The organism is Olsenella phocaeensis, assembly GCF_048189965.1.
In the GTDB taxonomy this organism is placed as follows: Bacteria; Actinomycetota; Coriobacteriia; order Coriobacteriales; family Atopobiaceae; genus Olsenella_I; species Olsenella_I phocaeensis.
The window spans coordinates 67,134-80,155 of sequence record NZ_DBEZHV010000013.1 but is presented as its reverse complement, the minus strand read 5'-3'; the positions used below and the strand labels follow the sequence as shown (position 1 = coordinate 80,155).

Here is a 13,022-nt window from a genome sequence, read left to right as displayed (position 1 = left end):
CAAGCCCCACGGCACGCACGCTACGCACAAGTCGGGGCCGTGACTGCCTGCTGGCGCGACGTCCAATCTTGCAAACGCGGACACTTTTCTTGCCCTCCGGCGGCAATTCTGTCCACAATCACAAGATTGGGCCGGTGGAGAGGAGTGGGGCCAGCAAGCGCAGAGAAGCAAGCGGCATGTCTCGCCCGTGAAGGCTGATGTCGTGGCTTGTCCGTATACTGGAAAACGTCTGGTTCCGGGCGAGAGGATCGCCCCCGGTCGCGTGGAGGGCGTGCTCTCATGGAGAACAAGGCTTTGCGGGAGCTGGAGGCAAGGATGGCGCGCCAGGGCTCACGCGCCGACGGCATGCGGTTCGCCCATGGCATGTTTGACCTCCTCGCCCTGGTGGACTTCGCCAGCCTCGCGACCTCCGTCGACGAGCTGCGCCAGGAGGTGCCGGGACGTGACGAGGCCCCCGTCGTCCTCGGCTCGTGCCAAGGCGATGCGCCCACGGCCCCGCAGCCGAGCCCCTCTCCCCAGAACGTGGAGGACGTCACCGCGGAACCGGCGCCTGCCGAGGCGCCGGAGGAGGTCGCCGCCGAGACTGTGGAGGCGGAACCTGAGCTGGCTGCCCCTGCCGACGACCATTGCGCCGCCATCGCCTCTGCCTCTGCCGATGTCACCGACGCAGCTACTGGCACTCCCGCCGAAGCGGCACCGGCGTCGGAGCCGCAGAAGGCGTCGCCCTACGTCCTGCTTGTCGAGGAAGACGCCGCCTGGCGGCCCGGGGAGCTCCCCCGCGTCGCGTTCTTCGGCTACATGGGATTGCTCCTCCTCGTACTGGGCTTCCCCGTGCTCCGCGCCTCCGTACCCGCCTCCGTCCTCCTCTTTGGCATGGGCGCGGCGGGCCTCGCCTTCGCCACGAAGCGCCTCCTCGACTCCCGCCGTCGCAGGCGCCTCGCCGACATGCTCGCCATGATCTCGCGCTTCGCCGCCGATCGGGAGGTCGTGCCCCTGGCGGAGCTCGCCGAGCGCACGGGAATCGGGCAGGACGATCTTGCCGGCCTCTGCGAGGAGGCCATCCGCCAGGGCTCCCTTCCCCAGGGGCGCGTGAAGACGCTTCCCAACGCCGCGCAGGCGCTCTACCTGAGCGGCGAGGCATACGAGAGGGCCCTCTCCGCCGCTCCCGCTTCCGCTTCCGAGCCGCGGGGCACCGGCCTCGGGGAGGACGTTGCCACGACGACGGCCGATGTCCCTCTCGCCCGCGAGCAGCGCGAGGTGGTCGACGCCTTCAGGGACTTCGGCCAGGACCTTGCGGGTCGGGCCAGCCAGGCGGCGGACGAGTCGGCGCGCGGCTCCATGGAGGGCATCGCGCGCAGGGCGGGCCTCATCGCGAGCTACGTGGAGGCCCATCCGGAGCTTGCTGGCCAGCTTGGGCGTGCGGTCGGCTACTACTTGCCCCAGACGGCGAAGCTCGTTGCCTCCTACCTCGAGCTCGAGCGCAGCGGCGCCGAGGGCGAACGCGCTCGGGAGGTGACGGGCGAGCTCGGGGAGGCCCTCCGCATGGTCGACGACGGCTTCGCGCGGCTCCAGGAGGAGCTCATCGAGGACCAGAGCATCGACCTCGCGGGAGACATCCAGGTCATGAGGACCATGCTCGCCCAGGACGGGCTCACCAAGGATGCGGACGAGCTCAGGCCATAGGCCAGGGGCCTGCATTTTGCGGGCGTCGCTTGCGGTAGGCGCAGGGCCGTCCTGCATGGCGTGGCAGTGACGACTTGCCGACATTTCGAGCACACGGGATTCACGGCCATCGTGTACCTTCATAGGGTGGTTTCTCGCATGTGACTTCAGCCAAACCCAGAGGATGGCCGCCATGGACAACGACGCACAGGACGAGAGGGGCCCCAAGGACCCCCGGACCTCGGCGGACGACTTCGTCCGCCAGGGCACCGACGTCGCCCGTCAGGTGGGTGACGTCCTCAACAGGGAGATTCCCGCAGCCGCCGAGAAGGCGAGCGAGCTGATGTCAAAGGTCGACTTCGATGGCATCGCCAGCTCCATCGAGCGCGCTGCCGCGGCCGTCGCCGCGCAGCTGGGCATGGCGGAGGTGGATTCTTCTCCCTACGTCGTGTGTCGGCATGGCGACGAGAAGGTCCGCGCCAAGGACCTGATCGGCGGGATCATCCTGGGCTACCTGGCCATCATGATGATCGTCCCGACCATCATGATGGCCTTCGACGGCCTCGTCTCGTTCCTCGTTGGTCTGGCGGTTCTCGTCGGTCTGGGCACGGGGGCGGTCAAGTCCTTCGCGAAGGGCGCCCGGCGCAGGAAGATCGCACGTCTCTGCCTTGCGCTCTCGAAGGCCGTGGGAGACGAGACGAGCATGCGCCTGAGGGATCTGGGCGGTAGGGTCGAGCTCACCGTGAAGGAGCTGCAGCCCCTGCTTCAGGAGGCCATCTCCCGGGGACTCATCCCGCAGGGGCACATCGCCTCGCTGGGAGACGGGACGACCCTCTACCTCACCGACGGCTCCTACAAGAGGGCTCGCAAGGAGTGGAACCGCCGCAAGGAGAGCCAGGGAGGGTCCCAGGGCAAGAAGCCCAAGTCCGTGGACGACGGGCTGACTCCCGAGATTCGCGAGCTCCTGGGGGTGTTCTCCGACTTCGGTCGCATGGTCGAGGAGTCCCGCGTGCGCATCGTGGACGAGGGCCTCAGGTCCTCGCTCGAGTCCATCGTCGTGCGCACGCAGCAGCTCTCGTCGTACCTGAGGTCGCATCCCGAGTGCGCGTCACAGCTCAGGCGGGTCGCCAACTACTACCTGCCGCAGACCTCGAAGCTCGCCGCGTCCTACGCCGAGCTCGTGCAGAGCGGCTCTGGCGGTGCCGGGGTCGAGTCCGTGCGTGCGGAGTTGGCCCAGACCCTGCAGATGGTGGACGAGGGGCTCTCCCGGACTCTGGACAACCTCCTGCAGGAGCAGAGCATGGACCTCACGGGCGACCTCAAGGTCATGAGGACCATGCTCGAGCAGGATGGGCTCACCTCCACGGGGGACGAGCTGCGTCCCTGACGGCGGTCGACCCGACCGACGGCGTCACCAGGCTTTCCCAAGACAGGCGAGAGGGGCAGCGCCACGAGCGATCGTGACGCCGCCCCTCATGACTGCGCTTGCGGGCTCGCATGCGGGGACTCTCGCCTGCGTCCTCGCCCCTTGACTGGGCGAGCCTAGCGCTGCGAGGCCTCCAGGAGCTTCGTCTTGAGCTCGCCCTCGATCTTCGTGAGCTCCTCCTCGGCAAGCTGGCGCTTCTCGCGCCCTTCGGCCTGGACGCGCGCGACCTCATCCAGGGTGGAGATGAGCTGCTCGTTGGTGTGGCGCAGGGTCTCGAGGTCCACCACGCCGCGCTCGGCCTCCTTGGCGGCCTCGACGGTGGCCACCTTGAGCTGGTCGGCATTCTTCCTCAGGAGGTCGTTGGTCATCTGCGATACCTCGCGCTGGGCGCGGGCGGCCTGGTTGGCGTGCTCGATGCCCAGGGCGATGACCATCTGGTTCTTCCACAGGGGGATGGTGTTGACCACCGTGGACTGGATCTTCTCGGCCATGACGGCGTCCGAGGCCTGGACCATGCGAATCTGCGGCGCGGTCTGGAGCGCAACCTGGCGGGTGAGCTCGAGGTCGTAGATGCGCTTCTCGAAGCGGTCGCACTTCTGCGAAAGGTCGCGGGCGGCCTGGGCGTCCTCGGCGAGCCCCGTCCTCGCCGCCTTGGCCTGCAGCTCGGCGAGCTCGCCCGTGCGCACCCCCTCGAGCTTCTGCTTGCCGGCCGCCACGTACATGGTCAGCTCCTTGAAGTACGACTCGTTGAGAGCGTAGAGCTGGTCCAGCATCGAGATGTCCTTGAGCAGGGTGACCTGATGGCCCTCGAGTGCGTCAGAGATTGAGCGCACGTTCTTCTCCACGTCGCTGTAGCGCGCCTTCAGGGCCTCGAGGCTGTTCTTGGCCTTGTGGAAGAGGCCCAGGAGGCCCCCCTCCTTCTGCCCGGGGTCGAAGTTCTTGAGGGTCACCACCAGCGAGTTGATCTGGTCGCCCACCTCGCCCAGGTCATGGCCGCGCACGCCGGCGAGGGCGCGCTCCGAGAACTCCGAGACCTTGCGCTGCGACCCCACGCCGTAGGCGAGGACGCCGGCGGTGTCGGTGATGTCGATCTTCTGGACGAAGGCCGAGACCTTCTCCAGCTCCTGGGGGGTGAGGGAGGAGGTGACGGGGTCCGCGCCGGCGGGCTCGTCGAGCCTGACCTCGGGCGCCGCGTCGCCAAACTCGAGCTCGGGCTCGGGCGCGTCCGTCTGGAAGTCCGTGTTCTCTGCTGCCATGGCTCCTCCTCCCGCGACCGACCGGCCGCGCGCGCTTGTGTGAATGAGGCGATTCTATCCCACGGAGGGGAGAGGTGCCTACAGCTGTGCCACGCTGTCCCGCTCTACGAAGGTGGTGGAGACGTGGGTGGTGCAGGTGAAGCCCCTCGGGGCCTTGACCTGTGCGATCAGCTTCTGGACCGCCATGGCGCCGATGTCGTGTTTGGGAACGTGCAGGGTGGTGAGGGCGGGGAGCATCACGGTGGCGACGGGCAGGTCGTCGAAGCCGACGAACGAGACCTCCTCCGGCACCTTGACGCCGCGTTCGAGGAGGGCGCGCATCATGCCGCAGGCCATCACGTCGTTCTCGGCGAAGAAGGCGGTGGGGAGCTCCGGGTCGCCCTCGAGCCACTCCTTGGCGGCGGCGTAGGCGGTGGAGAGGCTCGTCCCCACGGTCACGCAGTAGTCGTCGTTCCAGCTGAGACCCGCCTCCTCCAGCGCCCTCCGGCAGCCGCGCTCACGCAGGGGGAAGTTGCGGATGACGGGGTTGCCCCTGACGTAGCCGATGCGCGTGTGGCCCTTGCCGATGAGGTAGTGGACGGCTCGGTAGGCGGAGCTCTCGTTGGAGATGACGATGGACTCGATGAAGCTGTGGTAGCACCAGCCGTCCACGATCACCAGGGGGGCGGCGGAGTCGTAGAAGGGCTCGTAGTCCTCCTCCATCATCTCGGTGCCCAGGAGCACGATGCCGCTGGTGCTGTCCTGGCAGAGCTCGCGCAGCTGCGAGTGCGAGCCGGGGTCGGCGAGGTCGATGGTGACGTAGCTGGTGGTGAGGCCGTGGAGCTTCGCCTCGCGCTCGACGCCGTCCACCACCGCGGGGTGGAAGTCCGACTCGTCGAGGACCTTGCCGCTCTTGCGCACGACGACGAACTGGATGCGGTCGAGGCGGCTGGGGCGCTGGTAGCCCAGCTCCTGCGCGACCCTGAGGATGGCCTCGGCGGTCTCCTTGCTCACACCGCGCTTGTGGTTGAGCGCGTTCGAGACCGTGGCGGGGGAGTAGCCGGTCTTGCGGCTGATGTCCCGGACCCCTACCTTCATCTGATCATCCCCAAAAGTTTAGTCGCACTGTTTTGTACCAACTTACCGCAACGAAGCAGGCATTTCTCGAATGGGAGAGATGATTTCAAGCAAGAAGTCGCTAATTTTCGGGGAGAGGCTCCTATTGTGTTTGGATGGTGTTTTGCTATGGCGGGGGATGCCGGGGCACGTTCGTGCCAAGGGGCCGACCCCGCTCCACCCTGGCGCAGAGTGGACGATTGAAACTGTAAACGACCAGGTCAGACGGGTCGTGGCATCTGTGGCGCAGATGTGGTTCCGGATGGTCCGGCCTTCCGGCCGGGACGTTGTCCCTCTCCAATCAGATAACATCTCCTCTGTTCGTGGCCGGCCAGGACCGCCACCCGCGTCGGGCTGGCGTTGCCTCCAGAAAGGGAGCGTGCGTCATGGAGCTCATAAGGTTCGTCCTCATCGGCATCGTCGTGATCGCGGTGCTCGTCATCATCGCCTCCGGGTACGTGAAGGCACCGCCCGACCAGGCCTACATCATCTCGGGCGGCGGGAAGAAGCCCCGCTACCTCATCGGGAAGTCCGGCGTCAGGATTCCCTTCCTGCAGCGTGTCGACCGCCTGTCGCTGCGCATGCTCTCCGTCGACGTCAAGACCACGAAGACCATTCCCACCCTCGACTACATCAACATCATGGTTGACTCGGTCGCCGTGGTTAAGATCTCGAACACCGAGGACGGCCTGGCCAAGGCGGCGGAGAACTTCCTCAACCGCGACTCCGACTACATCAACGACATGGTGGTCAACGTGCTGGAGGGCAACCTCCGCGAGATCATCGGCGGCATGCGCCTGACCGAGATCATGAACGACCGCAAGACCTTCGCCGCGAAGGTGCAGGAGAACGCGATGACCGACATGCAGCGCATGGGCCTGGACATCGTGTCGTTCAACATCCAGAACATCGACGACGACGGCATCGGCGTGATCGAGAACCTGGGCATCGCCAACACCGTGGCCATCCAGAAGAACGCCCAGATCTCGAAGGCGAACGCCGAGAAGGAGATCGCGGTCGCCCGTGCCGAGGCCAACAAGATCGCCAACGACGCCCGCATCACGTCCGAGACGGCCATCGCCGAGCAGAACAACGCCCTGGCCCTGCGCCAGGCCTCGCTCAAGACCGAGGCGGACACCGCGGCCGCGAAGGCGGACGCCGCCAAGGGCATCGAGGCGCAGCGCCAGCAGAAGGCCATCAACACCGAGCAGGTCAACGCCGAGATCGCCAAGGCCGACCGCGAGGCCGAGCTGAAGCAGAAGGAGGTCGCCGTCAAGGAGCAGGAGCTCGACGCCTCCATCCGCAAGCAGGCGGACGCCGACCGCTACGCTGCCGAGCAGCGCGCGCAGGCGGACCTCGTGACCAGGCAGAAGGCCGCCGAGGCAGAGCTCTACTCCGCGCAGAAGGCCGCCGAGGCGATTCGCGCCAAGGGTGAGGCCGAGGCCCAGGCGGCCCGCGCGAAGGGCATCGCCGAGGCAGAGGCCATGGACAAGAAGGCAGAGGCCCTGCGCAAGTACGGCCAGGCCGCCCTTGCCCAGCAGATCATCGGCGTGCTGCCGGACATCATCGCCGCGGCCTCCAAGCCCATCGAGGGCATCGACGCCATCAACATCTACTCGACCGTCGGCGGCGAAGGGGAGGGCTCCCCGGCCGCGGGCGTGACGTCTATGGCTCCGCAGTCCATCAAGGCCGCCTTCGACATGGTGAAGAGCGTGACGGGCGTCGACCTGGCCGACGTCATGCGCGCCGACACCTACGACGCGAAGGTGAACCGCAAGGTGAGCATCGACGCAGGCGGACTGGGCGAGGTCGCGGATGCCGCGCGGAAGGTCGCGGACGCAGTCGGCGCCGCGCCTAAGGCCGACGGAGCGGGTCAGAAGGGCGCCGAGAGCGAGTAGGTGCGTCCGGTCGGCGCACCTTGCGCCGGCCAGTGCATGATCCATAGGACGAGAGAGGCCCGGGGCTGACGCCCCGGGCCTCTTGCTGTCACGTGTGGATGCCGGCTGATGCGTGCGGGCCGGCCAAAAACTGCGCACGGTAGCCTCGAATTATGGAGACGAGCGGCGTTTGCCCAGGTCGCTTCTCTCGATTCCAAATTCCGTGCGCAGTTTTTTGGTGGCAAGACCGTCTGCCCACAAGAGGTCGAATGGGCGGCGTTATTCACTTTGGCTTACGCCGGGAGGGGACTTAGTGGGATAATCCATATAGCGACCGGGCCAGAGGCCATACCATCGGGGTCGCGACGAGGGGGGACCCTCGGGTTAGGAGGTATTCAATGGGTCTGTTCGACATGTTCAAGAAGCCTTCGAAGCCGGCCGCCCTGGGCGTCAGCGCCCCTGCGGGCACCCTGCTGGCTCCCGTCACCGGCAAGGCCGTCTCCCTCTCCGAGGTGAGCGACCCCGTGTTCAGCAGTGGTGCCATGGGCAAGGGCTGCGGGGTCCTCCCCGAAGGCGACACGGTCTACGCGCCTGCGGCAGGGACCCTGAGCGCCATTGGCGCGCCCAACTTCCATGCCCTGGGCATGGTGTGCGACGACGGTGCCGAGGTGCTCATCCACATCGGCGTCGACACGGTCGAGATGAAGGGCGAGGGCTTCACCGTCTTCGGCAGCAAGGGTGCGCACGTGAGCGCCGGCGAGCCCCTCATCAAGTTCTCGAGCGAGAAGATCAAGGCGGCCGGGCACGACGACGTGGTCATCATGGCGATCACCAACTCCGACGACCTCTCGTCCGTCGAGCTCACCGCTCCTGGCGCCATCGAGGCAGGCAAGCCCGTCGTGAGCTACGCACAGTAGTCTGGACCTCTTCCCAGCTGCGATTCCGGCCGCCCTGCGGCCATGTGGGACCGCCTGTCTCCGGCGTGGGATGGGCGGTCTTCCATTGTCCGGGGCTCGTCGGTGCCGCGCGCGGTGTGGCACAAGAAGCACCCGCGGCTCCGGCAGGCATAGAATGGGGGACGGCGCGGCGAGGCCACGGCCCCACCGCTCATCTGCCGCAGCTGCCTTAAGGGGGCGTCCCATGTACTTCATCGGACTGGACATCGGCACCTCGGCGACGAAGCTCCTGCTCATGGACGAGGACGGCGAGGTCCTCAACATCAGGAGCCGCAGCTACCCCATCAGCTTCCCCGAGCCGGGCTGGAGCGAGCAGGACCCGATCCTGTGGTGGGACGCCGTCCGCCAGGGCATCCCCGAGCTGCTTCGGGGCTTTGACGCCAGCCAGGTGGCCGGCATCGGTGCCTGCGGCCAGATGCACGGCCTCGTCGTGCTGGACAAGGACGACGAGGTGATCCGCCCGGCCATCCTCTGGAACGACAGCCGCACCCGCTACCAGGTCGACTACCTCAACCGCGAGGTGGGCCGCAGGACCATCGCCTCCTACACCGGCAACGTGGCCTACGCGGGCTTCACCGCGCCCAAGCTCCTGTGGATGCGCGAGGAGGAGCCCGTCAACTTCTCCCGCATCCGCAAGGTCATGCTCCCAAAGGACTACGTCAACTTCCGCCTCACGGGCGTGCACGCGACGGACTTCTCCGATGCCTCGGGCACCCTCCTGCTCGACGTGCGCAACCGCTGCTGGAGCCGTCAGATGCTCTCTATCTGCGGCCTGCGCGAGCGGCAGCTCCCTCAGCTGCACCAGAGCTGGGAGCCCCTGGGGACCCTCCTTCCCGGGGTGGCACGCGAGCTGGGGTTGCCCGAGGAGACGCTGGTCTGCGCCGGCGCGGGAGACAACGCCTCCGCCGCCGTCGGCACGGGCGCCGTGGGCCCGGGCCGCTGCAACATCGTGATGGGGACCGCCGGGACCATCCTCATGACCACCGACGGCTGCGTGGTGGACGAGCACAACGCCCTGCACTCCTTCTGCTCGGCCGACGGTGGCTGGAACCTCATGGGCTGCATCCTCACCGCCGCCGGCTGCAACAAGTGGTGGATGGACGACATCCTGGGTGCCGATTCCTACGACGCGGAGCAGGCGCTGGTCGCCGGCGGCAAGCTGGGCCAGAACGACGTCTACTTCCTGCCCTACCTCATGGGCGAGAGGACCCCCCACAACGACCCGCGTGCGCGCGGCGCCTTCGTGGGCCTGCGCATGGACACCACCCGCGCCGACATGACCCAGGCCGTGTTGGAGGGCGTCGCCTTCGCCCTGCGCGACTGCCTGCAAATTGCCCGTGCGGAGGAGGTCGAGGTCATGGCCTCGACCATCTGCGGCGGCGGCGCCACGAGCCCGCTCTGGAGGGCCATCTGTGCCGACGTCCTGGGAATCCCCCTGCAGATTCCCCAGACGCCCCAGGCCCCGGCCTTCGGCGCGGCCATGCTCGCGAGCGTCTGCTGCGGGGCCTTTCCCGACGTGGCTGAGTGCGCGCACCGCCTCGCGCGGGTGGAGGAGCAGATGGTCTTTCCCAACAAGGAGATCATCGCGCTCTATCGGGGGCACTACAGCACCTGGCACAGCATGTATCCCGCGCTGAAGGACATCTACCGGCAGATGCTGTAGGGCCACGGCGCGGGAGCGGTCTGCTTGTGGTGGCGCAGTCTGCTCGCGTTTCATTGGGAGAGAAACGCGAGCAAACTGCGCCGTTTCTGCTTTATGGGGCGTGAGACGCCGTTTTGCTTGTGTTTGGACCGTTGAGAAACACGAGCAAGCCGCAGCCCACAAGCAAACCGCAGCCATCTCTCCCCAGATGCCCCAAGACGTCGATTTGCTTGTGCTTTCCCACACCTGCCCCCCGTGGTCGCGGGCAGACGTATCATGTTTCCCCGACAGCCAGCGGGGGAGGACCTGTGATCCAGGACATCGGCAGCTACGCCTTCGACAACGCCTATCGACCGCTCGAGGCGCGGCCCGAGGACTACGTGCTGGCCTACGGTCGCGGCCAGGCGGTCGTGCGCCTGGATGGCGGCACGGGCGAGCTCGAGCTCCCGCGCCTGCGCGACTGGGGTTTCTCCGCCCCCGACCTCGCCCCACGCTACCTCTTCTCGATCGACGACCGTCGCTTCTTCATGGCCGAGCGCGACCCGCGCCCCCGTGGCAGCGAGGAGCTGCCCGAGGGCTTCCGCCTCGAGCCCGTGAACCAGTTCCGCTTCCTTCGGCCCCGTTGTCTGGCCTTCGCCGGCATAACTGGCTACCAGCTGCGCAACTGGTACCATTCCAACCGCTACTGTGGGCACTGCGGCAGCGAGCTGGGCCACGTCGCCACCAGCCGGGAGCTCGCCTGTCCCGCCTGCGGCAACGTTCTCTACCCCAAGATCTGCCCCGCCGTGATCGTGGGCATCACCAACGGCGACGAGCTGGTCATGACCAAGTACGCCGGCCGCGCCTACAACCACTACGCGCTGGTGGCCGGCTTCGTCGAGGTGGGCGAGACTCTGGAGCAGTGCGTTGCGCGCGAGGTCAGGGAGGAGGTGGGTCTCAGGGTCAAGAACGTCCGCTACTACAGGAGCCAGCCATGGCCCTTCACCGACACCCTCCTCGCCGGTTTCTTCTGCGACGTCGACGGAGACCCCACCATCCACGTCGACCACGACGAGCTCCAGCTGGGTGGCTGGGTCCGCCGCGCCGACGTCCCCCTCGACCCCGCCGACGACTCGAGCCTCACCAACGAGATGATCGCGCTCTTCGCCAGGGGAGGGGAGCCGCGCGCCTAGGCCGCCCGCCCCTCTCGCCCGTCCGGGCTCCCTCTCGTGCGATGATGCAGGGGTGCGCACGCTTCGTTCTTGGCGAGAGGGGCTTTGCATGCTGGGCCGCAGGATCACCACCATCGTCACGCACGACATCCTCTACAACCCCGACCCCTACACGAGGGTCGAGCTCTGCGGCATCTTCCGCGACGAGGACGTCGCCACGGTCAACGAGCTCAGGCCCGACCTCTGTGGCTTCGTGGTCAACTACCCTAGCTCCCACCGACACGTGGACCGCGACCGCCTGCGCGAGCTCGTGGGCAAGCTGGACCCCACCATCCCCGCCGTGGGCATCTTCGTCGACCAGCCCCTGGGCTACGTGAGCGAGCTCGCGGACGAGGTCCTGGACGTGGTGCAGCTGCACGGAAACGAAGGCAACCCCTACATCACCTTCCTGCGGGAGCTGGTGGACATTCCCATCGTGCAGGCCATCCGCATGGCCGGCCCCGAGGACGTGGAGCGCGCCAACCAGAGCAAGGCCGACCTGGTCGTGCTCTATGGCGGATGGCAGGCAGGGGTCGCCTTCGACTGGGAGCTTGCCGGGGGCGTGTGCCGTCCCTACATCCTGGCCGGCGCCCTCACGCCCCAGAACCTGGGTGGCGCGATCGGCCGGCTTGCGCCCTGGGGCGTCGCCCTCAACACGGGCATAGAGACCGACCGTCTCAACGACCCGGCAAAGATGGCCGCGGCCGTCGCTGCCGCCCGCGGCGCATCCAAGTAGTGACGCCACGGGCCGGGCTGGCACTCGCCGCGTCCCGGCTGCGTTCCCATCCACCCAAGCGAGAGGAGCCACCATGCCAGCCCTACGCATAGCCACCATCGGAACGTCCGCCATCGCTCAGCGGCTCGTCGAGGCCGTGGGCGAGGTGGCGGACGTCGAGTACGTCGCTGCCTTTTCCCGCGAGCTCTCGCGGGCCGAGGGCTTCGGTCGCCCTCGCGGCGCGCGCCTCTTCTTCGACGACCTGGAGGCGCTTGCGGCGTCGGACGAGGTGGACGCCGTCTACGTCGCCTCTCCCAACGGCCTGCACGTCCCGCAGGCACTCGTCCTCGCCTCCGCCGGGAAGCACGTCCTGGTGGAGAAGTCCCTGGCCCCCAACCAGCGGCGTGCCAAGGAGCTCTTCGACGCCGCGCATACCAACGGCGCGGTATGCCTGGAGGCCATGCGCAACCTGCACACCCAGGGCTTCGACAACATCGAGGGCGCGCTGGGGCGACTGGGCAGGGTGACCCAGGCAAGCCTGCGCTTCGGCAAGGTCACCTCGCGCATCGGAAGGCTGCGCGCCGGCGAGCACGTGAACCAGTTCGACCCGGCGCTCGGCGAGGGCGCCCTCGTAGACATAGGCGTCTACTGCGTCGAGCCGGCGGTGGCCCTCTTCGGTCGCCCGGAGGCGGTGCGGGCCTCGCTGGTCACCATCGACGTGCCCTGGGGGTCGGAGTCCCCCTATCAGCGCGTTGACCTGGCGGGCAGCATTGCCCTGGAGTACGCGGACAAGGTGGTAGAGCTCAGCTACAGCAAGGTGGGGGACGACCTCCTGGAATCCCAGGTCATGGGCGACGAGGCGACCCTCCTCTGGGACGAGACGAGCTGCCCCCGCGACCTCAGGCTCGTCCACCACGAGGACGTGGGCATGGCCTACTCGACGGTGGGCGGGAGCGAGGAGTTGGTGCGTGCGGACGTGCCCCAGAACGACATGGTCTGCGAGCTGGAGCTCTTTGCCGCGGCAGCGCGGGGCGAGGAGGCGGCACTCGCACGGGCGGCCCGCTTCGAGCGGGTGACCCTGGACTCGCTTGCCGTAATGGACGAGGCGCGCAGGCAGGCGGGCGTGCGCTTCCCGGACGACGAGTAGGGGCCGCGCGCTCGGCGCATGTGGGCGGCGGTTCCGGGCGGTGGGCCGAAGCGACT

General features: G+C 67.7%; 10 protein-coding genes. 8 read left to right on the top strand and 2 right to left on the bottom strand.

Going from position 1 to position 13,022, the window contains the following annotated elements:
* Positions 1 to 279: 279 nt before the first annotated feature.
* Together ACMPH2_RS06800 and ACMPH2_RS06795 are read left to right on the top strand one after the other, a co-directional pair.
* Positions 280 to 1,683, top strand: a complete 1,404-nt coding sequence (locus tag ACMPH2_RS06800) for a hypothetical protein (protein WP_417118996.1) — start codon at positions 280 to 282, stop codon at positions 1,681 to 1,683.
* Between the two features lie 172 nt (positions 1,684 to 1,855).
* On the top strand, positions 1,856 to 3,049 hold the full coding sequence (locus ACMPH2_RS06795; protein ID WP_417118995.1) for a 5-bromo-4-chloroindolyl phosphate hydrolysis family protein: 1,194 nt from the start codon (positions 1,856 to 1,858) through the stop codon (positions 3,047 to 3,049).
* Between the two features lie 155 nt (positions 3,050 to 3,204).
* On the opposite strand, the gene ACMPH2_RS06790 is transcribed toward ACMPH2_RS06795, so the two are convergent.
* The gene (locus ACMPH2_RS06790) at positions 3,205 to 4,344 is read right to left on the bottom strand and encodes a toxic anion resistance protein (RefSeq protein ID WP_417118994.1); all 1,140 of its coding nucleotides are present in this window, start codon (positions 4,342 to 4,344) and stop codon (positions 3,205 to 3,207) included.
* A 78-nt stretch (positions 4,345 to 4,422) separates the two neighbouring features.
* The gene (locus ACMPH2_RS06785) at positions 4,423 to 5,421 is read right to left on the bottom strand and encodes a LacI family DNA-binding transcriptional regulator (protein WP_417118993.1); all 999 of its coding nucleotides are present in this window, start codon (positions 5,419 to 5,421) and stop codon (positions 4,423 to 4,425) included.
* A gap of 404 nt (positions 5,422 to 5,825) precedes the next feature.
* Between ACMPH2_RS06785 and ACMPH2_RS06780 the strand changes: the two genes are divergently transcribed.
* The 6 genes from ACMPH2_RS06780 to ACMPH2_RS06755 all read left to right on the top strand — a co-directional run bounded on the left by ACMPH2_RS06780 (position 5,826) and on the right by ACMPH2_RS06755 (position 12,966).
* Positions 5,826 to 7,337, top strand: a complete 1,512-nt coding sequence (locus ACMPH2_RS06780; RefSeq protein ID WP_417118992.1) for a flotillin family protein — start codon at positions 5,826 to 5,828, stop codon at positions 7,335 to 7,337.
* Positions 7,338 to 7,714: 377 nt separating this feature from the next.
* Positions 7,715 to 8,233, top strand: a complete 519-nt coding sequence (locus ACMPH2_RS06775) for a PTS sugar transporter subunit IIA (RefSeq protein WP_009278633.1) — start codon at positions 7,715 to 7,717, stop codon at positions 8,231 to 8,233.
* Between the two features lie 223 nt (positions 8,234 to 8,456).
* Positions 8,457 to 9,935: a xylulokinase gene (gene xylB, locus ACMPH2_RS06770; RefSeq protein ID WP_303132591.1), complete on the top strand. Its 1,479-nt coding sequence runs from the start codon at positions 8,457 to 8,459 to the stop codon at positions 9,933 to 9,935.
* A gap of 287 nt (positions 9,936 to 10,222) precedes the next feature.
* Entirely contained in the window at positions 10,223 to 11,086 is an 864-nt protein-coding gene (gene nudC, locus ACMPH2_RS06765; protein ID WP_417118991.1) for an NAD(+) diphosphatase, read from the top strand.
* Positions 11,087 to 11,174: 88 nt separating this feature from the next.
* Positions 11,175 to 11,840: a phosphoribosylanthranilate isomerase gene (locus ACMPH2_RS06760; protein WP_417118990.1), complete on the top strand. Its 666-nt coding sequence runs from the start codon at positions 11,175 to 11,177 to the stop codon at positions 11,838 to 11,840.
* 73 nt (positions 11,841 to 11,913) lie between these two features.
* Positions 11,914 to 12,966: a Gfo/Idh/MocA family protein gene (locus ACMPH2_RS06755; RefSeq protein ID WP_417118989.1), complete on the top strand. Its 1,053-nt coding sequence runs from the start codon at positions 11,914 to 11,916 to the stop codon at positions 12,964 to 12,966.
* Positions 12,967 to 13,022: the final 56 nt, after the last annotated feature.